This window comes from Pantanalinema sp., assembly GCA_036704125.1.
Taxonomy (GTDB): Bacteria; Cyanobacteriota; Sericytochromatia; order S15B-MN24; family UBA4093; genus JAGIBK01.
Genome location: DATNQI010000070.1, coordinates 55,205 through 74,350, shown reverse-complemented (window position 1 = coordinate 74,350; position 19,146 = coordinate 55,205). Strand labels below are relative to the sequence as shown.

The 19,146-nt window shown below is 67.8% G+C and carries 19 protein-coding genes; 6 read left to right on the top strand and 13 right to left on the bottom strand.

From position 1 onward, the window contains the following. Positions 1-75 precede the first annotated feature (75 nt). Both V6D00_11695 and V6D00_11690 read right to left on the bottom strand, forming a co-directional pair. Positions 76-1,980 (bottom strand): hypothetical protein, encoded by a 1,905-nt coding sequence (locus V6D00_11695; protein HEY9899837.1) that lies wholly within the window; start codon positions 1,978-1,980, stop codon positions 76-78. 150 nt (positions 1,981-2,130) lie between these two features. Next, positions 2,131-2,814, bottom strand: coding sequence for a hypothetical protein (locus tag V6D00_11690; GenBank protein HEY9899836.1), 684 nt, complete (start codon positions 2,812-2,814; stop codon positions 2,131-2,133). Between the two features lie 231 nt (positions 2,815-3,045). Here V6D00_11690 and V6D00_11685 point away from each other — a divergent pair, with 231 nt between their 5' ends. Beyond that, on the top strand, positions 3,046-4,563 hold the full coding sequence (locus tag V6D00_11685) for a PP2C family protein-serine/threonine phosphatase (protein ID HEY9899835.1): 1,518 nt from the start codon (positions 3,046-3,048) through the stop codon (positions 4,561-4,563). Here V6D00_11685 and V6D00_11680 read toward each other — a convergent pair. Both V6D00_11680 and V6D00_11675 read right to left on the bottom strand, forming a co-directional pair. After that, positions 4,560-5,369: a hypothetical protein gene (locus V6D00_11680; protein ID HEY9899834.1), complete on the bottom strand. Its 810-nt coding sequence runs from the start codon at positions 5,367-5,369 to the stop codon at positions 4,560-4,562. The genes V6D00_11685 and V6D00_11680 overlap by 4 nt on opposite strands. Positions 5,370-5,395: 26 nt before the next feature. Beyond that, positions 5,396-5,818 (bottom strand): hypothetical protein, encoded by a 423-nt coding sequence (locus tag V6D00_11675; protein HEY9899833.1) that lies wholly within the window; start codon positions 5,816-5,818, stop codon positions 5,396-5,398. 123 nt (positions 5,819-5,941) lie between these two features. Here V6D00_11675 and V6D00_11670 point away from each other — a divergent pair, with 123 nt between their 5' ends. Continuing rightward, entirely contained in the window at positions 5,942-6,307 is a 366-nt protein-coding gene (locus V6D00_11670; GenBank protein HEY9899832.1) for a hypothetical protein, read from the top strand. Positions 6,308-6,369: 62 nt separating this feature from the next. Here the strand turns inward: V6D00_11670 and V6D00_11665 are convergent, their stop codons facing one another. Next, positions 6,370-7,581: a S8 family serine peptidase gene (locus V6D00_11665; GenBank protein HEY9899831.1), complete on the bottom strand. Its 1,212-nt coding sequence runs from the start codon at positions 7,579-7,581 to the stop codon at positions 6,370-6,372. Positions 7,582-7,776: 195 nt separating this feature from the next. Here V6D00_11665 and V6D00_11660 point away from each other — a divergent pair, with 195 nt between their 5' ends. Further along, positions 7,777-9,510: an NFACT RNA binding domain-containing protein gene (locus V6D00_11660; GenBank protein ID HEY9899830.1), complete on the top strand. Its 1,734-nt coding sequence runs from the start codon at positions 7,777-7,779 to the stop codon at positions 9,508-9,510. A 176-nt stretch (positions 9,511-9,686) separates the two neighbouring features. Here V6D00_11660 and V6D00_11655 read toward each other — a convergent pair whose 3' ends face one another. From V6D00_11655 to V6D00_11645, 3 genes are read right to left on the bottom strand one after another with little or no spacing between them, the layout of a single operon-like run. Next, a complete protein-coding gene (locus V6D00_11655) occupies positions 9,687-9,962 on the bottom strand; it encodes a HepT-like ribonuclease domain-containing protein (protein HEY9899829.1) in 276 nt (91 codons plus the stop codon). Beyond that, on the bottom strand, positions 9,847-10,881 hold the full coding sequence (tsaD, locus tag V6D00_11650) for a tRNA (adenosine(37)-N6)-threonylcarbamoyltransferase complex transferase subunit TsaD (protein ID HEY9899828.1): 1,035 nt from the start codon (positions 10,879-10,881) through the stop codon (positions 9,847-9,849). The genes V6D00_11655 and tsaD overlap by 116 nt, the downstream gene beginning before the upstream one ends. A gap of 4 nt (positions 10,882-10,885) precedes the next feature. Continuing rightward, complete coding sequence (locus V6D00_11645) at positions 10,886-11,782, bottom strand: DUF697 domain-containing protein (protein ID HEY9899827.1); 897 nt, start codon at positions 11,780-11,782, stop codon at positions 10,886-10,888. A gap of 218 nt (positions 11,783-12,000) precedes the next feature. Between V6D00_11645 and V6D00_11640 the strand changes: the two genes are divergently transcribed. Then, positions 12,001-13,482, top strand: coding sequence for a bifunctional UDP-sugar hydrolase/5'-nucleotidase (locus V6D00_11640; GenBank protein HEY9899826.1), 1,482 nt, complete (start codon positions 12,001-12,003; stop codon positions 13,480-13,482). Between the two features lie 55 nt (positions 13,483-13,537). Here V6D00_11640 and V6D00_11635 read toward each other — a convergent pair whose 3' ends face one another. Beyond that, a complete protein-coding gene (locus V6D00_11635) occupies positions 13,538-14,005 on the bottom strand; it encodes a hypothetical protein (GenBank protein ID HEY9899825.1) in 468 nt (155 codons plus the stop codon). A gap of 163 nt (positions 14,006-14,168) precedes the next feature. Here V6D00_11635 and V6D00_11630 point away from each other — a divergent pair, with 163 nt between their 5' ends. Continuing rightward, positions 14,169-15,119 carry a glucosaminidase domain-containing protein gene (locus tag V6D00_11630; GenBank protein HEY9899824.1) on the top strand — a complete coding sequence of 317 codons (951 nt, stop codon included), beginning with the start codon at positions 14,169-14,171 and terminating at the stop codon, positions 15,117-15,119. 49 nt (positions 15,120-15,168) lie between these two features. On the opposite strand, the gene V6D00_11625 is transcribed toward V6D00_11630, so the two are convergent. Genes V6D00_11625 through V6D00_11615 form a run of 3 tightly spaced genes read right to left on the bottom strand, consistent with a single transcriptional unit; the run spans position 15,169 to position 17,093 of the window. Then, positions 15,169-15,951 carry a tRNA threonylcarbamoyladenosine dehydratase gene (locus tag V6D00_11625; protein ID HEY9899823.1) on the bottom strand — a complete coding sequence of 261 codons (783 nt, stop codon included), beginning with the start codon at positions 15,949-15,951 and terminating at the stop codon, positions 15,169-15,171. Continuing rightward, positions 15,948-16,709: a TatD family hydrolase gene (locus V6D00_11620; GenBank protein HEY9899822.1), complete on the bottom strand. Its 762-nt coding sequence runs from the start codon at positions 16,707-16,709 to the stop codon at positions 15,948-15,950. Before V6D00_11620 ends, V6D00_11625 begins: the two co-directional genes overlap by 4 nt. 42 nt (positions 16,710-16,751) lie before the next feature. Continuing rightward, positions 16,752-17,093, bottom strand: a complete 342-nt coding sequence (locus tag V6D00_11615; GenBank protein ID HEY9899821.1) for an STN domain-containing protein — start codon at positions 17,091-17,093, stop codon at positions 16,752-16,754. A gap of 157 nt (positions 17,094-17,250) precedes the next feature. Between V6D00_11615 and V6D00_11610 the strand changes: the two genes are divergently transcribed. After that, positions 17,251-18,459, top strand: coding sequence for an MFS transporter (locus tag V6D00_11610; GenBank protein ID HEY9899820.1), 1,209 nt, complete (start codon positions 17,251-17,253; stop codon positions 18,457-18,459). A gap of 91 nt (positions 18,460-18,550) precedes the next feature. Here V6D00_11610 and V6D00_11605 read toward each other — a convergent pair whose 3' ends face one another. Next, positions 18,551-19,066: a DUF2721 domain-containing protein gene (locus tag V6D00_11605; protein ID HEY9899819.1), complete on the bottom strand. Its 516-nt coding sequence runs from the start codon at positions 19,064-19,066 to the stop codon at positions 18,551-18,553. Positions 19,067-19,146 lie beyond the last annotated feature (80 nt).

Sequence of the window (19,146 nt, the reverse complement as noted above, 5' to 3'; positions counted from 1 at the left end):
TGGTGAGGCTCGCTGGCTGACAGGCCACCGTCGTGAGGAGGGTGGCGGCCAGGGCGAGGTGCAGGAGGCGGCGCGTCATGGCAGCACCTCCACGCTCAGGGCCTGGAGCTTGGGGGAGTTGTCCTGGTTGGTCGAGGCGAGAGAGGCCTGGACCTGGAGGTAGCGGTGCTTGGCGTGGACGGCGTTGAGGGAAGTGCCCGAGGCGCCGTAGCTGTCGCCGGTGCCGGTGGGCCCGTACCAGGTGGCCGAAGCCAGGTCGGCGAGGGTGCTGGCCGAGCGCACCTTGAATGAGAGGCTGGTGCCGGCGGCCATGGTCGCGCTCCAGCTCAGGCGGCCGTAGTGGGGAGCGCCCGAGAGCGAGTCGAGGGGGGCCGAGACGTAAGTCCCGGCGCTGGTGTAGGTGCCGCCGCGCAGGAGGTGGATCTTGTCGTTGCTCAGGTTGCCGATCCAGAAGACCTTGTTGACCGAATCCCAGGTGCCGGCGAGCGGATCGTTCGCCGCCGCATCGAAGGGGTAGGGTGAGCCCCCCACCGGATGGCTCTGGGGAAAGGTCCACTCAGCCTCGCGCACGCCGTCCGAGAGACGGTAGCGTCGGATCCTGGGGCTGCCCGTCTGGTACTCAATCGGATAGAGGTAGGTGCCGTCGCAGAAGAGGCCATCCGCGTAGAACGAGTCGGTGTCCATGGTGAACTGCCGGACCAGCGAGAAACCGGTCGCCGGGTTCAGGACCTGGACGGTGAAGCCGTTGTAGTCGGTGGTGGTCCTCGCGTTGATCCCGTAGGCGACGTTGTAGACGTAGGTCCCGTCGCTCGTGAACAGCTGCGGTGGCCCGGGGATCCCTCGCGAGCGCTCGATCGTCGTCGCCGTGGTGTTGACGGCGGTCTGGGCACCCGTGGTCGTGTCGATTCGCTGGAACTGGCTGGCGACCCCGATGGGCTGGTAAATCCCGCCGTTCCAGTAGAACGCCGAGGTGCACGCCGCGTAGGTGGCGCTGCCGAGGGTGGCGGCGTAGGTGCCCCGGGTGGTGCCGTTGTAACCGGTGCCGAACTTCTTCCACTTCATCGCGTCGGCGGAGGTGTTGGCGTAGCTCGCGCTCCAGGTGCGCGTGTAAAGGTAGGTTCCATCGCTCACGATCATCGGGACGCCATCGTTCCCGGAGTTCGTGACCGGGAAGTAGGCGATCTCGGAGGCCGGATCGCTCGGATCGGGCTTGGGGCCGACGAGTTGCAGGGCCCCCCCCGCATCCATGGCCGTGTCGGTGAAGGTGCCCGCATCGAAGCGTTCGAGCTTGACGACCGAGGTGGCGTCGGGCTGCACGTAGTAGCGGCCGCTCGCGCATGCCAGTCGCGCGACGGGGTCCTGGTCCTTGGCGAGCAGGTCGGTGACCAGGGCGTTCACGGCGCTCCACTGGTCCGCGATCGCGCTCTTGCGGCTCGTCACCACGCCGGCGCCGACCGTACCGAGGAGATCCGTCGGCTGAAGGCTACCTGCCTGCAGGCCCTGGATGACGCAGACGGTGGTGGTCAGGGCGTCGACGACGACGTTCGTCCCGGAGACGCTGTTCCAGCCGCTGCCCGTCCATGCGACCACGGTCCTCAGCCGCGCCACGTCCGCACCCACCCCGCCGGCCGCGAGGGGCTTGTAGCAATCGAGCATGTAGGTGCTGCCGGCGTTGGGGGCAAAGGCGGTGCCGGGGTCGAGGCTGAAGGCGCCTGCCGCGTTCGTCTGGCCGACGGCGACGGCCTGGTTCGCGGCATCGTACAGGGTCACGGTGGCCCGATCGATCACTGCGCCACCGGTGACGAGCGTCTGGCGCCCGGGGAAGGTGACGGTACCGATCAGGAGGTGGGCCGCGCTCTTGGCGCCAAGGGAGGGGGTGACGGCTTGCGGGACGGGGGAGGCGGGGGCGCACGCGATGAGCGCCGCGCCCGAGACGAGCGCGATGCCGGCAGCGATCAGGTTGCGCGTCCTGCTTCTCAATCCGTCCTCCGGATGCTGAAAGCGGCCTGGGGATCTTATGCCACCGGATAACCGTCCCGTAACGGCACGAAGACGATGCTTGCGTGAAGATGTAGGACACCCCGCCCGGAAAAGAGGGCGGGGTGTCGAGGCGTGACGCGTGCGTGGGGGCTAGTGAGCGGTGGCGGCGCTCGCCGAGGCGGCGTTGATGAGCTCGGTGACCTTGGCCTGGTTGAGCGTCAAGTTGGCGGGACCCTCGAACAGGCCGGGGATCTCCGTGCCCTGGCTGTCCGCCTGCTGGCCTGCGGGGTAGGGCCACTTGGTCTGCATGGACGCGCTGGCCGCAGCCTCGAGGAAGGAGAACGACTTGAGCGCCGGGTTGGTGGGCGCCTTGCCCTGGAGGCCCTTGAAGTAGTAGGCGATCGCCTTGAGGTCTTCCTTCTCGTACTTGGCAAGAGCGGGCATGGGCCCAATAAGCTTGGGGGCGTACTGACCATCGGGGAGCTTGAGCGAGGAGACTTCGGCCCAGTACTCGGCGAGTTCGGGGGCGTCAAGGGTCTTGACCTTGCTGCCGTCGTAGGGCGTCAGGTTGGGTGAGATGCCGATGCCGCGGGAGGGGTCGAACCAGGCATTGCCGCCCTCGCCGATCTTCGCCATGACGGGGCCCTGCGCGCCGATCGGCGTGTGGCACGAGATGCACTCGCCGATGTCGGCGAGGTACTTTCCACGCGCGACGTACTGGTCGACCGAGGTGGTGGTGAGCGGCGTGCTTGCGGGGGTCGAGGCGGTGCACCCCGCGATCGCTACCACAACCGTCGAACCGAGGCCGAGCAGCATGCCGAGTTTGAAGCGCATCCGAAACCCTCCGTAGAAAATACCCGCGGGATGACCCGACGTGTGTACCCGTTACCCTCGCTCGCCTAACCGCCACGCGCCGAGCGACCGAAAGACTGTACCCCCGCAAGTTCGCTTGTAACCTCTGACGACCTTGGTTCAGGCGGGATCGGCTCAGTTTGGTAAGCAAGCGTCCAGGGTATGAGAGGCCGGATGTTTCGGGCCCCGGCGAACAGAACCAAGGAACGGTCGATGGAAAAAGACGCCCTGCTCACCACCCTCAAGAAGTCCTCGACGGCCAAGGGCTTCATGATCGGGACCCTGGTCTTCGCCCTGGTGCTGGTCCTGGTGGCCGTGGGCATCTACCGCTCGATGGGACAGATCAACGCGAGCATCGACTCCCTGCTCTCGAGCAGCGGCAACAACCAGGGCGCCTCCTACATCGTGACGAGCTTCTTGCGCGCCGACGAGCTGCAGACCCGCTACATCTTCGCCGCGAGCGCCGCCGAGCGCGAGAAGATCTATCCGGACTTGGCCGACGAGGCCCTCAACGTCAAGGCCGGAGTCCGTGCGCTGTCGCGCTTCTTCACCACCGACGAGCAGAAGGCCGAGGTCGACGGCAAGATCAGGCCCGCGGTCAAGGAATGGGCCGGTCTCAACGAGGAGATCATCGATCTGGTCGACCGCGGGCACGCCCAGGACGCCTTCAAGCTGAAGGCCACCAGGGGGACGGCACTGACCAGCCAGGTCATGGGCTTCTTGACCCACGAGCTGACCACCCTCAACGAGAAGGTCATCGAGGCCGAGCACAAGGCGACCACCCGCAAGATCCGAGACGCCATCCGGCAGTTCGCACTTGCCTGTGCCCTTTCGCTGGCGCTCGGCATCGCCATCGTGGTCCTCGTCTCGCGCCGGATCATGGGCGTGGAGGTCCAGAAGGAGAAGCAGCAGGTCGAGCTCTACAAGATGGCGGCCGTCAAGGAGAAGCAGCAGGCGCAGCTGGCGCAGATGGGCAAGGAGATGGAGATCGCCACCCGCATCCAGACGGCGCTCATCCCCACCGACACCACGGTCCCCGATTACGAGATGAGCATGGAGCTCATCACCGCCACCGAGGTCGGCGGGGACATGATCGACTACTTCCCGCAGGAGGACGGCCGCTACTGGCTCGCGGTGGGGGACGTCACGGGCCACGGCCTGACGCCGGGCCTGGTCATGATGATGGCGCAGTCCATGTTCACCGCGCTGGTGGCCGAGGACCCCGACGCCTCTCCGAGCGAGCTCTTGAGCCGCCTCAACCAGACCCTTCACCAGAACGTCAAGTACCGCCTGCGGAACGACAACTACATGACCCTCCAGGTCATCCACCACCTGGGCGATGGCCGCTTCGTCGCGGCGGGAATGCACTGCGACGTTTTGATCTACCGCGCCGCGACCGGCAAGGTCGACCTCATCGAGACCCAGGGCTTCTGGACGGGGTTCGTGCCGGACGTGCGCGAGATGACCTTCGACTACACCTTCGAGATGGCCCCCAACGACGTCATGCTGCTCTACACCGACGGGCTCATCGAGGCCAAGAACGCCGACGAGGAGCAGTACGACATGGAGCGCCTCGAGGCTGCCCTCGCCCGGTATGCTCACCTGGAGGTCGACGAGATCAAGGCCCGGATCCTGGCCGAGGTGCGTGCCTGGATGTCCGAGCAGCTCGACGACATCTCCATCGTGGTGCTCAGGCGCCAGGAGAGTGCCGCCCTCGAGGCCCGAGTCTAGTTCTCCTCGTTCTTGCCCTGGAACACGATGGTGCGCCGGGGGAGGAACGGGGCGTCGAAGTGGGCGTGGTACTCGAAGCCGACGCGCAGCGTGTCCCTGTCGGGCGAGAAGGTCCGGCCGTAGGTCGTGCCGGGCCCCATGCGGCCCACCATCAGCACCAGGACGTGCGGCGTGTCGGGCATCCACCACTGCAGGCCGGCCGTCCAGTTGAAGCCGTACCGGTCGACGACGCTCCGGTCCAGGGGGGCGACCACGTCGCCCACCAGGTTGAGCCCCTCGGCGAGCGCGTAGGAGAGGCCCATCCCCGCAGCCGTCATCCAGCCCGGGTCGTTGAAGTCGGCCACGTAGCTGAAGTAGCGCCCCACGAGCCCCACGCCGAGGCCCGGCAAGACGTTGTTCCTCGAGGCGATCACCTCGCCGATGCCGCTGCCCGTCATGTGGGTCGAATAGGCGCCCCGGAGCGCGAGGGCGAAGGGGGCGTCGTCGTACTCGTCCAGAAGCTGGTAGCGCAGGCCTAATTCGCCGTCCAGGGGGTGGTTTCGGGTCGACCCGTAGAGGTCCAGGGTCAGGGCATTGGTGAGCCCGAGCCCCGCCGAGAGCGCCGGGGCGCTGTCCGAGGGAAAGGCCTGGGCATTGTAGCGGTGCGACATGCGCAGGAACATCTGTCCCTTCTTGGTGGAGAGGGGCGACGGGATGTCCGGGGTGCCGTAGTCGAACTGACTGGCGAAGGCGGGGCCTGCCGAGGCGCCGAGGATGCCCAGCGCGAGGGCCCCGAGGGCGAGCGTCCGGGTATCGAGAGAGCGCATGGGGGCACTGGCTTCCTTGTCGGAACTCACTGGATGCCCGCTTTCTTCAACCTGGCGTTGACGTACTCCTGCCATTCGGGCGGCACGTCGCCGAATCCCTTGGTCGGCAGCTGAGAGACGAAGGTGATCAGATCGAGGAACTGCTCGTCGCTCAGGTCGAGGGCCGCGTTCTCCTCCATGTGCTTGAGGGCCTTGACGATCAGGCGCTTCTCGCTGATCTGGCCGGCGCGCTCGGTCAGGTTCGGGACCTGCTTGCCTCGCACGATCTCCTTGGTGGTGAGGCCCCTGGGATGGCACGACATGCAGGCCCTACCGCTGTCGCCCGCGGTCATGAAGAGGCGCTTGCCCTTGACGGGGTCGCCGTTCAGCTCCGCCGAGGCGGTCCGGGGAGCCGCTGTGAGCAGCGCGGCGGCCATGGCGCAGACGAGGATTCGGTTCAGCAACGGCATGGGGCGTCTCCTTTCCGGCAATATACCTCTCGAACGGGCGCGTTAAGCGCCCTTTGGCCTTGATAGCTTGCTGTTTCTCGGTGGTACATGTCGCTGGATTCCCGGACTAGGAAAGGCATTCCGATGAAACACGCCCTGGCCCTCGCGCTGACGCTCGCCCTCGCCCTTTCGACCGCTTGCACCAACCGTGTCAGCCTGGTCCAGGCCGCCAAGACCCGCACCTACTCGAGCGACGTCAAGCCGATCACGGGCGACCAGCGCTGCTACCAGTGCCACGTCCAGCAGAAGGGCCAGGTCTTCGCCGACGGGCTCAAGCAACTGGGTACCTACTCCTTCGACCGCTCCAAGAAGACCCTCATCAAGACCATGGTCCAGGCCGACGCGAGCGCGAAGGCGCAGCCGGCGACGGGCTTCTTGAGCGAGGCGCAGACCCGGACCGTGCTCGACTGGATCGAGGCGGGCATGCCGGACGACGCCACCCCCTTCTAGCAGGCAGACGAAAGCGAGGGGCCCCCGGTTCAACCGGGGGCCCCTCGCTAGGTAGGGCTGGCTTAGAGGCTGACGGCCTTGAGCGCGTCGACGCGGCCGTGACCGAAGTACTGGTCGAAGCCCTTGTCGCCGAGGTCGGTGACGGCGGTCTCCATGGCCTTGCGGACCTGCTCGCGGTTCCACTCGGGGTGCTGGCTGCGGATGAGGCCCGCGACGCCGGCGGCGAAGGGCGAGGCCATCGAGGTGCCGCTCATCGTGGCGTACGAGGTCTTGCCGGTGCCGTTGGCATAGGTGGGAACGGTCGAGAGGATCTGGTGACCGGGGGCCGCGACGACGACCGTCTTGCCCCAGTTCGAGAAGGAGGCCTTCTGGTCCTTGGCGTCGGTGGCGGCCACCTCGACCACGCCGGGGTAGGTCGAGGGCAGGTGGGGCGCGGTCACCGGGTCGTTCTGGGCGTTGTTGTTGCCGGCCGAGGCGCAGAGGAGGACGTCCTTGTCGAGGGCGTACTGGAGGGCGTCCTCGATGACCTTGCTGCTCTTGTAGAGGCCGAGGCTCATGGTCATGACCTTGGCGCCGTTGTCGGCCGCCCAGACGATGCCGTCGGCGATGGTCTGGTCGCTGCCGCCGCCCTGGGAGTTGAGGACCTGGACCGCCATCAGGCCGCAGCCGGGGGCGACGCCCGCGGTGCCGACGCCGTTGCCGACCGCTGCGGCCGCGATGCCGGCGCAGTGGGTGCCGTGGCCGTTATCGTCCTTGACCTTGCTGTCCTTGGTGAAGACGTTGTAGGACTTGACGATCTTGTCCTTGAGGTCGGGGTGGGTCATGTCGACGCCGCTGTCGATGACGGCGATCATGGTGTCCATCTTGCCCTTCTGGACATCCCAGGCCTTGAGGGCGTTGGTGATGTTGAGGGAGTACTGGTCCTTGATCATGGGGTCGTCGTAGGCGTCCATGACGATGCGGTTGACGGGCTGAGCGTACTTCACCGCGTACTTGGCCTTGACGTCGGCGATGACCTGCTCGGGGGTCTTGCCCGCGGGCACGACGAGGACGCTGGCGTTGATGCCCTTGATCGTCTTCTTGACCGTGTAGGGGAGACCCTGCACCGAGGCGGTGTTGAAGCGGACCACGACCTCGGACTTGGAGACGCCGTCCGCGCGGAAGTCGCTCGACGTGTCGCTGCTGTTGAAGCCGGTGTTCATCACCGAGCTGGTGGAGCAGCCGGCGAGGAGGGCCATCGCGAGCGAACCGGCAACCAGGGACAGCTTCTTCATCCAGTCATACCTCATGCTAGGAAGGGTGGGTGAACGTTCAGGGAATTTTAGCGGTGGATTAAGAATTTAGCAAGACCTTAATTTTGACTTAATGAATTAAAGCGGCCTTAAAAACTAAACGGTTCTTTACCTCGCCATCATCTCTTTCCGGATTATCGCCGGCTTCGGGCGAAACTTGCGCGCTATAATCGAGAGATGCAGATCCAAGACAGCCTCACTCTCGCCGCCGTCGTCGCCGAGCTCCAGCGCGTTTGCACGGGGGCTCGCATCGACAGGATCCACCTGCCCACCGCCCACGAGATGGTCTGGAACCTCCGGGGCGAAGGGCGTAACCTGCGCTTGCTCTTTTCGATCCGGGGGAACTACGCGCGCCTGCACTTGACCCAGCGGCGCTACGAGAACCCCGCCCAGCCTCCCATGTTCTGCATGCTCCTGCGCAAGCACCTGGAGGGCAGCCGGATCCTGCGCATCGAGCAGCTCGAGCTCGAGCGCGTGGTGCAGATCGTGACGGCGGGCCGCGACGAGCTGGGAGATGCGACCGAGCGGGCGCTCGTCGCCGAGATCACGGGCAAGCACGCCAACCTGATCCTGCTGGACAAGCCGTGGGGCACGGTCATGGGCAGCCTCAGGACCGTCACCGAGGCCGTCAGCCGCGAGCGCCAGATCATGCCGGGGCTGCCCTACGATCCGCCCCCCATCTCGAAGGCCAAGCTGGATCCCAGGCGCCTTGCGCCCGGCGCGCTGTGGGGGGTGCTCGCGAAGGGCGGCACGGCCGAGGGTGCCATCCTCGCCGGGGTCCACTCGCTGAGCCGCGCTGCGATCGCCCAGTTGCTCGTGGCCGCAGGGATCGACCCCAAGGCCAAGGCCGACTCGCTCGACGCCGATGCCCTTTCTCGCCTGGAGACGGTGTGGACGACGGCGATGGAGCACCTCGCCGGGCGTCGCTTCCGCCCCGAGCTGAGCGCGGGGCCGGGCTGGGAGTACCGGGTCCTCGCCGTGGGGGCCGAGCCCACGCCCGAGGTCTCGATCAGCGAGATGCTCGATTCGTACTACGGCGCGCGCGAGACCTCGGAGCGCCTGGACAGCCAGCGCGCGCAGCTCTCCAGCCTGGTCAACGAGCGGCTCGACAAGCTCAAGAGCCGCAGGGTCGGTCTCGTCGAGACGGTCGAGGTCGGCCGCCAGGCCGAGGAGCTGCGCCAGTGGGGCGAGCTGATCCAGGCCTACGGCTACGGCCTTGCGCCGCGCAGCACGGCGCTGGTGGCGGAGAACTACTACCTGGAGGGATCGCCCAAGGTCTCGATCCCGCTCGATCCGCGCCTGACTCCCATGGAGAACGCCCAGCGCTACTTCAGGCGCTACCAGAAGGCCAAGGGGGGGCTGGAGACCAGCGAGCGCTTCCTGGCGGAGGTGGACGCCGATCTCGCCTACTGGGAGGGGGTCGAGACTTCGATCCGCCTGAGCGATCGCCTCGAGGAGCTCCTCGAGATCCGCACCGAGATCCAGCCGGTGCCGGCGTACAAGCAGCCGAAGAAGGCCGCGCCCGTGACCGAGCCCATGCGCTTCGTGTCGAGCGACGGGCTCGAGATGCTGGTCGGCAAGAACAACCGCCAGAACGACCAGCTCTCCATGAAGCTCGCGCGCCAGGACGACTGGTGGTTCCACACCCAGAACATCCCGGGCTCCCACGTGCTGGTCCGCGCGAGCGGCAGCGAGCTGCCCGATCGAACCCGCGACGAGGCGGCCATGCTCGCGGCCTACTACAGCCAGGCGCGCGAGAGCGGCAAGGTGCCCGTCATCTTCACCCAGCGGCGGCACCTCAAGAAGCCCGCCGGTGCCAAGCCGGGGCTGGTCATCTACGAGAAGGAGAAGGCGGTGTTCGTGACGCCCGAGCCCGGGGCGATCGCCGCGATCGCGCGCCTCGACGCATGAAATGAAGAAGGCCCGCCGGGTGTGCGTCCGGCGGGCCTTCTTCTTGCTCAGAGAGGTGAGGTGTGCGCTCTTGATGCTGTTATTCTGCCAGGGGTGAGGTGCTTGCGCCGCGAGGTGCGATCCCCTCGCGGTGTGAGGATGATGACCCTCCCTTGCCCGAACGAGAGGCACGAGGTCTATTCTCCTGTCGGGCGGGCATCTCGCTTGAGGATGGCTGCGGAATAGCGCAGGAATTCGTCCAGGTGTTGCGTGATCACATTGACGGTGATGGGCAACTGCAGACTCTGGTCGTCATGCACCGCGATGTTGCGGAAGCCCACCATTCGCTTGAGCGAGTCACCGACCCCGAGAGGCGGCCACGCCCAGCTTCTCGAGGGGCAGGCGCGAGATGGCGGCCAGGTCCATTCCCGAGAAGCGACCCCGCTTGAACAGCTCGTACCCGAGCCCCGCAATCATGGCGGCGTTGTCGGTGCAGAGCGTCATGGGAGGCGCCACGAAGCGCCAGCCGCGCTTGGCGGCCTCGGCCGAAAGGCGCTCGCGCAGCTCGCGGTTGGCCGCGACCCCGCCCGCCACCGCGATAGCCGTGATCCCCTCGCGCTCGGCGGCGGCGATCGCCTTCTTGACCAGCACGTCCACCACGGCGCGCTGGAAGGAGGCGCACACGTCCGGGATGCTGAGCGGCATGCCGGCGGTGTTGCTCTTCTCGATCACGCGGCTGACGGCGGTCTTGAGGCCGCTGAACGAGAAGTCGGAGGCCCCGTCCAGCCACGCGCGCGGGAAGTCGTAGGCGGTCGGGTTGCCCTGGTTGGCGAGCCGGTCGATGACGGGCCCGCCGGGATAGCCGAGGCCCAGGAGGCGCGCCGTCTTGTCGTAGGCCTCGCCCGCGGCGTCGTCGCGGGTCTCGCCCAGGGTCGTGAACTGCTCGGGGCCGTCCACCCGCACCAGGGAGGTGTGGCCGCCCGAGACCAGCAGGCACAGGAAGGGCAGGGGCAGGTCGGGGTGGGCCATCTTGTTGGCCCAGATGTGAGCGGCCAGGTGATGCACGCCGATCAAGGGGATGCCGCGCGCCCACGCCGCACCCTTGGCGGCCATCAGCCCGACCAGGAGCGCGCCCTGGAGGCCCGGCCCGAAGGTGGTGGCCACCGCGTCCACGTCGCCCCAGGCGATTCCCGCCTCGCCGAGCGCCGTCTCGAGGGTCGCCCCGATCGCCTCCATGTGGGCGCGCGAGGCGACCTCGGGCACGACGCCCCCGTAGCGCTGGTGAAGGTCGATCTGCGAGGCGATGACGTTGGAGAGGATCTCGGTCCCGTCCTTCACGACGGCGACCGAGGTCTCGTCGCAGGAGGTCTCGATGGCGAGGATGGTGGCCATGGGGCTAGACCGGGCCCTCGGTGCCGCTCATGCGCTGGTCGGTCACGGGGATGGCGGTCGTCGTGACCGTCACCTGGTGCGAGGGGGCGCTGTGGCGGAAGTACTCGAGGGCGGCCTTGCCCATGGCGAGCGTGCCCGAGTAGCCGATGGCGCCCCCCAGGATCCAGCCGGGCCCCGGGACGAACTTGGCGATCTGGCGCGCGGCGGTGCGCAGCCCGAACCCCCCGCCGACCACCGCGAGCAGCTCGCGGGCCCGATCGACGCCGAGGGGCATGTCGAACATGGCCGCCATGCGAAGGATCATCTTGATCTGGTTGGCGGTCATCAGGGGCATGTCGGCGCCCGGGATGGGGATCACCCCCACCACGCCGTTCTGCTTGGCGGTGGCCTGCACCTCCTGCCACGCGGCCTCGTGGCGGAAGATGGGGAACTGGCGCGACAGCGGGATTACCAGCTCGGGGAAGCGATCGAAGAGCACCCGGGCGAAGGGACCCGCGAGCTCCTTGAGCGAGGCGACGGGCACGACCTGATCGGCGTCGAGCGAAAGGGCGTGGATCAGCTCGCGCTCCCGGGTGGCCGCCAGGTGATCGGGGATGCCGACCAGGGCGATCGCGAGCTTCGAGCGGTCCAGGTGCGTGAGCGCCGGCATCTCGCGGGCGATCGCGCTGCTGCTGCTGGTCACCAGCACCAGGTACAGGTCGGCCACGGCGGGGTGCGCTTCGTCGGGGTCGATCGCATGGAGTCGCTCGGCGTTGCTGCTGCCGATGAGCAGGGCGTCGCGCCAGTGATCGCGCTCGGGGCCCGGGGCGGCCACGAGGCCCAGGGTCATGGGCTGGCCGGCCTTGCCCTCGATCTCCCGCCAGACATTCCAGAGCTCTTGAACGGGTGCGGGTAGCGACACCATGGGCGAGTCCTCCTCTTGCAAGCCGGGTTCCCCTTGCTAGCCGGGGTCCCGGTATTATAGCACGGAGGGCCTGAATGCCCGCTCGAACCCCGCCACGCCGCCGCCTGGGGACGCGCGCCGGTTGCAAGCCATGGGGGCGCGGGCTTAAGATGGTGTCGTCCCAGGCTGGAAAAGAGACGCTTGGCCCGTCTATCCCCGACGATGAGGAGATCCGCGTGCGTAAACTCGGCGTAATCGGCATGGTGCTCGCGTGGACGGCGGCGACCGTCCCGGCCTGGGCGGCTCCGGTCGATCTGACCATCCTGCACACCAACGACACCCACGACCACCTGCTGCCCTACGAGACCCGCCAGGGCAAGGACCTGGGCGGCATCGCGCGCCGCGCCACCCTCATCTCCCAGCTCAAGGGCTCCCTCGATCGGGTGCTCGTCCTGGACGCCGGGGACACCTTCCAGGGCACCCCGCTCTTCAACTTCTTCGCCGGCGAGCCCGACTACCTCACCATGGATCAGGCGGGTTACGACGCGACCACCGTGGGCAACCACGACCTGGACAACGGGCTGGACAACCTCAAGAAGCAGGCGGCCAACCGCAACTTCAAGCTCATCTCGACCAACCTGCTCGACCCCAGGACCGGCAAGCCCATCTTCGTGGGCACCCACGTCTTCGAGCGCGGGGGCCTCAAGGTCGGCGTGTTCGGGGTGCTCGGCCTCGACGCCCTGGGCGCGGTCGCCAAGCAGAACCAGAAGGGCTTCACCTTCGTCTCGCCCCTCAAGGTCGCCCAAGAGACCGCCGCCGAGCTGCGCAAGCGCTCGGATCTGGTCGTGATGCTCTCGCACAGCGGCCTGGACGAGGACATGGCGCTCGCGGGCAAGGTCAAGGGCATCGACGTGATCGTCGGCGGCCACTCGCACACCAAGCTGGATCAGCCGAAGGAGGTCGTGAACGGCGACTGGCGGACGCTGGTGGTCCAGGGCTTCCAGTGGGGCGAGTACGTGGGCAAGCTCGACCTCAAGGTCGACGGCGGCAAGGTCGTTTCCTACGAGGGCAAGCTCTTGCCCGTCACCAAGGACATCGCCGACGACCGGAAGGTGGCCGAGACCGTCAAGGCCTACAACGACAAGATCGAGGAGCGGATGGCGGTCGTCATCGGCGACGCGCCCAAGGGCCTCTCGGCCGACGGCAAGTACAAGAAGGACTGCGAGCTGGGCAACTGGACCGCGGACATCATGCGCGAGAGGGCCAAGGCCGAGATCGGCATCATGAACGCGGGCGGCCTGCGCGCGGCCCTGCAGCCCGGCCCCATCAAGGTCGGCGACGTCTTCACCATCTTCCCCTTCGACAACGCCCTGGTGACCCTCGACGTGGACGGCGCCGTCCTGAAGGGCTTCATCGACAAGGCGGCCGGCATCCCGGGGCGCGCGGCCCAGCTCCAGTACTCGGGCGTCACCTTCGCGGTCGAGGAAGGCAAGGCCTCGGACATCCGCGTCAACGGCGTCCCCCTCGACCCCAAGCGCTACTACAAGGTCGCCACCATCGATTACCTGGCCCAGGGCAACGACGGCTACGAGGCCTTCGCCACGGGCAAGAACTACCGGCCCACCGGCGTGGTGCTGCGCGACGTGGCCCTCGAGGCCATCAAGGCGCACCCCACGGTCGTTCCCCCCGCCACCGGCCGGATCCGCGTCGCCAACTGACCCCGAAGTACGACGAATCCCCCGTCCCGGGCCCGGGACGGGGGATTCGTCTTGCTCAGCGCAGGGGCTCGCCCAGCTGGATGATGATCGCGGGCTTGCCCAGCCTGTCGTGGCCGACCCCGTACAGCCGGTAGCGGCGAGCGTCGGTGCTCGAATAGCCGAGCCCGCCCACGTCGGCCTCGCGCGGCTCGCCGCTCGCATCGTCCAGGAGGCGGATGGGGACCGCGTCCTTGGGGAAGGCGTCGCCCTCGAGGACCTCGCGCCTGAGGGCCTTGGCGCTGCGGGGGACCTTGCCGCCGTTCGCCCGGGCGTAAGTGTCCAGCGCCTGCTGAAGGGCCGCGGCGTGGCGGATCACCTGGGCGTTGCGCTCGACGGCGGCCTGCGGGGGGCGGGGGCGCGCGGGGGGAATGGCACGCTTGACGCTCCAGGCGCCGAGCGAGAGGATTCCCGCCAGGCATAGCCCGAGGAAGATGCGTCGTCTGCGGATCTGGGCACGACGTGCCGCCTGCTTCTTCGTCTTCATGGCCTTTTATCCTAGCATGCCTGCCTGGCCTGCCGACAGATTGCTTGCTTAGTGAAGGGTTAACTAATACTTCAAGCCGCCTTTACCGGATCTCGGGAGCCGCCAGGCGATATGAAAGCTAATGACCCAGCCGGGTCGGGCGTCTAGCGAAAGGGGTCGGGAAATGGCCATCCAGGGAGCCGATACGAACCAGACGAACACGTACCGCGCCCTGCTCGGTCGGATGCACCAGGCCGTGGCTGCCCCCGCGGGCGCCCCCCCCGCCGCCGAGCCGAGCCTGGGCCAGGACACCTTCGTCCGCGCGGGCGGCGGCACCTACACCGTCCAGGGGGGCGACAGCCTCTCGAAGATCGCCCAGAAGACGCTTGGCAACGGCAATCGCTGGCCCGAACTCTTCGCCGCCAACAAGGGCGTCATCAAGGACCCGAACGTCATCTACCCCGGCATGGTCCTGACCATCCCCGGCAAGGCCGCCGAGCCCGCCCAGGCCCCCGAGCCCGCCAAGCCCGCCGTCGCTGGTCCCAAGGCCGTCTACGGGGCCTTCACCGCCATGATCTCCTCGCTTCACGACATGGTCGCGTGGCTCTACGCCCCCAAGCCCGAGCCGAAGCCTGAAGCCAAGCCCGCCTCCAACCTCGCCTCGGTCACCACCGAGCAGCTCAAGCAGCTGGGGGCGAACGACAAGGAAGCGTTCTTCGATGTCCTGCGCCCCGCCGCCGAGGCCGCCGAAGAGAAGTACGGCGTGCCGGCCGCGGTCACCCTCGCCCAGGCGGCCCTCGAGTCGGGCTGGGGCAAGTCCGCCATCGGCGGCTACAACGTCTTCGGCATCAAGGGCTCGGGCCCCGCCGGCACCACCTCGGTCAACACCTCGGAGTACGAGAACGGCCAGTGGATCCGGATCGACGCCAACTTCGCCAAGTACGAGAACTTCGACCAGGCGATCGAGGAGCACGCCAAGGTCTTGCTGAAGTCCTACTACACCAAGGCCATGGATCAGTACGAGAAGGACAAGGACCCCAAGGCGTTCGCCACCAACATCACCGGGATCTACGCCACGGACCCCAGCTACGACGACAAGCTGATCTCGATCATGAACACCTACAACCTGGCCTAGCCTTCTTGCAGACAGGCCCCGGCGCGACTCGCGCCGGGGCCTGTCTTGCCTAGCCCTGCTTGGTCTTGCGGCGCAGGGGCGGCGCCCCCACCACCGCGCGGGGCGGGATGAGGTCGCCCAGGAGGTGGCGGATCCCCTCCGAGGCCACGAAGAAGCCGAAGGTCCCCGGCATGTAGCTGATGGTGCCGTTCACGGTCTTCTGGGGGCCGGCGCCGGGCACCCACTCGCGCGCGACGTGCGGAAGGGCGGGCTCGTCCGAGAAGACCGCCCGCACCCCCGGCAGGATGCCGTTCCGGCGGCTGAGCTTGCGCATGGCGGTGGCCATGGGACAGCCGTAGGTCTCGAGGAGGTCGGCGACCCTCACCCGGGTCGGGTCCACCCGCGCGCCGGCGCCCATGCTCGACACCACGAACACGCCGCGCTCCTGGGCGGCCTTGATGAGCCCCACCTTGGAGGTGAGGGCGTCGATGCAGTCGAGCACCACGTCCACGTCGTCGGGAAGGAAGCTCGCGGCCTCGCCCGGCGAGAGGCGCTCCTGCACGAGGTTCAGCTTGATGTCCGGGTTGATGTCGCGCAGGCGCTCGGCCATCACCTCGACCTTGGGGCGACCGACGCTGGAGGTGAGGGCGACCACCTGGCGGTTGCAGTTGGAAGCGGCGACCACGTCCATGTCGATCAGGGTCAGGGTGCCGACGCCCGCGCGGCCCAGGGCCTCCACGCACGCGCCGCCCACCCCGCCGACGCCCGCGACCAGGACGTGGGCGGAGCGCAGGCGATCCAGCCCGGTCTCGCCCACCAGGATGTGGGTGCGTTCCGCTAGTTCCTGCCTCATGACTCCTCTTTCTGACTGATGCCGAACAACTCCCGCCCGTTGGCGTCCGAGCAGGTCAGGACTTCTTCCGTGGTTTCTCCGCGCAGCCGCGCCACCGCCTCGGCCACGTCCAGGAGCGCGCAGGGCTCGTTGCGGCGCCCGCGCCACGTCTCGGGCGAGAGATCCGGGGCGTCCGTCTCGAGCACGTAGCCGTCCGAGGGACAGCCTGCGATCGCCTTGCGCAGCTTCTGCGCGCTCTCCCAGGTGCCGATCCCGCCCAGCCCCAGCTTGAAGCCGAGGCCCAGGTAGCGCCCGGCCACCTCGCGCGAGCCCGCAAAGGCGTGCACCACCCCCCGGAGGCCTGGCCGCTCCTTGAGAAGGGAAAGCACGGCCTCGTGGGTGTGGACCACGTGCAGGATCACCGGCAGCTCGAAGGCGCACGCGAGATCGAGTTGGGCCGCGCAGAGGGCCTCGCTCTCGGGCCTCATGAAGCGCTTGTCGAGCCCGGTCTCCCCCACGGCGACGAAGCGCCCGGTCTTCAGGGCGGCCTCCAGCCGATCGAGACCGTCTGGGGGGTGGTCGAAGGCGGGGTGCAGGCCCGCGGCGTAGTGGAGCCGCAGCCCCGGGACCGCGAGCGGCTTTCGCTCGAAGCCCGCAACCGTCACCCCCGGCACGATCAGATCCGAGAGGCCCTGCTCTATCGCGCGCGAAGCGACCTCGAGCCGATCGGGCTCGAAGGCGCTTGAGTCGAGGTGGCAGTGCGAGTCCAGGTGGCCCATGGGCCTTCTATCGTACCGAATGCGCCCCTCGCCGTCACCTGCTCACTCCTCGCCGGGGCGGATGACGAGGGTCTTGCCGCTCTTCTTGTAGGAGAGGCCGTTGGCCAGAAGCAGGCTGGTGAACGCCTCGTCGAGGGTGACCCCGCGCAGGTTCAGGTCCACCTTGGTGCGCCCGATCTCGCTCGAGAGGGCCACGTTGTAGCCGCCCTTGTCGCAGATCAGCATGAGGGCCTCGCGAAGGGGCAGGTCGGTGGCCTGGATGAACAGGCTGTCGCGCTTGGGGAAGAGGCCCCCGTCGGGCGTGAGGGTGTTGGCCGAGGCCGCCGGGGCGCACAGCGCCAGGCCGAGGGTGCCGATGGCCAGGGTCGCCGCGAGCGTGCGCATCGCCGCCTCCTTCATCCAAACAAGCGGGCTTTTCCTCATCATATCAGGTGGCAGGATGGGCATGGGTCGTGCTACCCTGGTAGTTTCCTCAAAGCCTTGTGACCACTGAAAGAGAGCCCCTGTGACCACCGAAAAGCCCGCCGGATTCAGAAAGGCCGTGAGCGTTCTTCGCCCCGGCCCCTTCCGGCGCTACATGATCGGCGAGGGCATCTCGGTCGCGGGCACCTGGATGCAGAACATGGCCCAGGGCTGGGTCATGGCCCAGCTCACCCACTCGGCCTTCATGCTGGGGCTGGTCAACTTCGCCTCGGGCGTGCCCATGCTGCTGCTCACCATGACCGGCGGGGTCTTCGCCGACCGTCACGACAAGCGCGCGATCCTGATCGTCGCCCAGCTGGTGCAGATCGCCACCGCCCTGGCCATGGGCTGGCTGCTCTTGACCGGCAAGGTCGCCATGTGGCACGTGATGGCGATCGCGGTCGTGCTGGGCGTCGTGCAGGCCTTCGAGATGCCCGCGGTCTCGGCGCTGGTGCCTGAGCTGGTCGAGAAGGACGAGATCGGTGACGCGATCGCCATGGACCGGACGGTGTTCCACGCGACGCGCCTGGTGGGGCCCGCCGTGGCGGGCTGGGTGATCGGGGCCTTCGGGGCGGCGATCGCCTACTTCGTCAACGCCGCGAGCTTCCTCGCGCTCATCACGTCCCTGACCACCCTCAAGCCGCGCGCGGTGGGGACCGAGGCCGAGGAGGCCGCGCGATCGAGCGGGATGAAGGAGGGCATCGCCTACGTGCGATCCGATCGCATGACCCTCGCGATGATCGGCCTGATGGCGGCGAACACGGTCTTCGTCTTTCCCCTGACCGCCATCCTGATGCCGCTGTACGCGACCAGGACCCTGGGCCTCGGTCCCGACGGGATGGGCCTGTTGATGGCGATCACGGGGGCGGGCTCGCTCGGCGGCGCGCTGGGCCTGCTCAACGTCGCGCGCGAGAAGCGCCTCGGGCGCATCGGGCTCGCCTGCACGGGGATGGTGCTCGCGCTGTTGGGCCTCTCGGCGGCGGCCAACTTCGCGATGGCGGCCCCCTTGATCGCCCTGCTGGCCGTGTCGAGCTCGACCTTCTTCGGGCTGGCCAACACCACCATGCTGGAGCGGGCGCCGGACCACCTGCGCGGGCGGGTCTCCTCGATCGCAGGCCTTGCCACCTTCGGCCTGATGCCGGTCGCGGGGCTGGTGCTGACGAGCCTCTCGGACTTCATCGGGCTTCGGCTGGCCCTGGGCCTGGCCTCGGGCTGCTTCGCCGTGGCGGCGGCCTACACCCTCCTGGGCCCCGTGGCCCGGCTCAACGCGACGCCCGTCGAGGGGTAATCAGGTCAGACTTGAGATTGGCGCTCGCTTGATCCCCCGCCCCACCGAGGGGCGGGGAGGCTTCAGGCTGGTTTTTTTCGCCACGGTTTGCTCAGACGCCGCGGAAACTGCGCTCGGCCTCTTTGGCCGCGTCCGGGTCGAACAGCCCCAGCTCGTAGCGCACCACCCGGAAGGTGAGGCGCACCTCCAGGAGCTCCTTGACGAGTGCCGCGAGCACCAGCACCAGCCCGCTCAGGAAGGTGACCTTGGGGGCGTGGCCCAGGGTCTTGATCTGGAAGTACTGGATGGCCGCGATCAGGAACGACGTCGAGATGATGCAGGCGATCGCCGCGTAGAGCAGGAAGATCGCGTCGCGCATGTGCCGGGCGCGCCGAAAGATCAGGGCGATCTGCCGATCCAGGCTCTTGATCCGCAGCGAATCGGCCACCGAGATCGGATCCAGGTGCTGGAACTCGCGCCGCTCGGCGTTCAGGGTGCGGATGCGGTCCACCAGCGACGAGTACTTGCTCTGCGCGTTGGAGGCCAGGATCGCGCACGCCGAGATCGCGACCGCGGGCGCGAGTGCCGAGGAGATGAAGGGCGTGGCATCAAGCGTTTGCTGAAACATGACCCCCTCATGCTAGGTGAAAAGCGCATGCCGGACAAGACGTCAGGGCGCGAGTCCTGGAAAATTCACACGCAACTTTT

Excerpts from the sequence above, each read along its gene's own strand:
- V6D00_11690 (HEY9899836.1), bottom strand. The coding sequence starts at position 2,814 with ATGCGCTTCAAACTCGGCATGCTGCTCGGCCTCGGTTCGACGGTTGTG.
- V6D00_11685 (HEY9899835.1), top strand. The coding sequence starts at position 3,046 with ATGGAAAAAGACGCCCTGCTCACCACCCTCAAGAAGTCCTCGACGGCC.
- V6D00_11680 (HEY9899834.1), bottom strand. The coding sequence starts at position 5,369 with ATGCGCTCTCTCGATACCCGGACGCTCGCCCTCGGGGCCCTCGCGCTG.
- V6D00_11675 (HEY9899833.1), bottom strand. The coding sequence starts at position 5,818 with ATGCCGTTGCTGAACCGAATCCTCGTCTGCGCCATGGCCGCCGCGCTG.
- V6D00_11670 (HEY9899832.1), top strand. The coding sequence starts at position 5,942 with ATGAAACACGCCCTGGCCCTCGCGCTGACGCTCGCCCTCGCCCTTTCG.
- V6D00_11665 (HEY9899831.1), bottom strand. The coding sequence starts at position 7,581 with ATGAAGAAGCTGTCCCTGGTTGCCGGTTCGCTCGCGATGGCCCTCCTC.
- V6D00_11660 (HEY9899830.1), top strand. The coding sequence starts at position 7,777 with ATGCAGATCCAAGACAGCCTCACTCTCGCCGCCGTCGTCGCCGAGCTC.
- tsaD (HEY9899828.1), bottom strand. The coding sequence starts at position 10,881 with ATGGCCACCATCCTCGCCATCGAGACCTCCTGCGACGAGACCTCGGTC.
- V6D00_11635 (HEY9899825.1), bottom strand. The coding sequence starts at position 14,005 with ATGAAGACGAAGAAGCAGGCGGCACGTCGTGCCCAGATCCGCAGACGA.
- V6D00_11630 (HEY9899824.1), top strand. The coding sequence starts at position 14,169 with ATGGCCATCCAGGGAGCCGATACGAACCAGACGAACACGTACCGCGCC.
- V6D00_11625 (HEY9899823.1), bottom strand. The coding sequence starts at position 15,951 with ATGAGGCAGGAACTAGCGGAACGCACCCACATCCTGGTGGGCGAGACC.
- V6D00_11620 (HEY9899822.1), bottom strand. The coding sequence starts at position 16,709 with ATGGGCCACCTGGACTCGCACTGCCACCTCGACTCAAGCGCCTTCGAG.
- V6D00_11615 (HEY9899821.1), bottom strand. The coding sequence starts at position 17,093 with ATGCGCACGCTCGCGGCGACCCTGGCCATCGGCACCCTCGGCCTGGCG.
- V6D00_11605 (HEY9899819.1), bottom strand. The coding sequence starts at position 19,066 with ATGTTTCAGCAAACGCTTGATGCCACGCCCTTCATCTCCTCGGCACTC.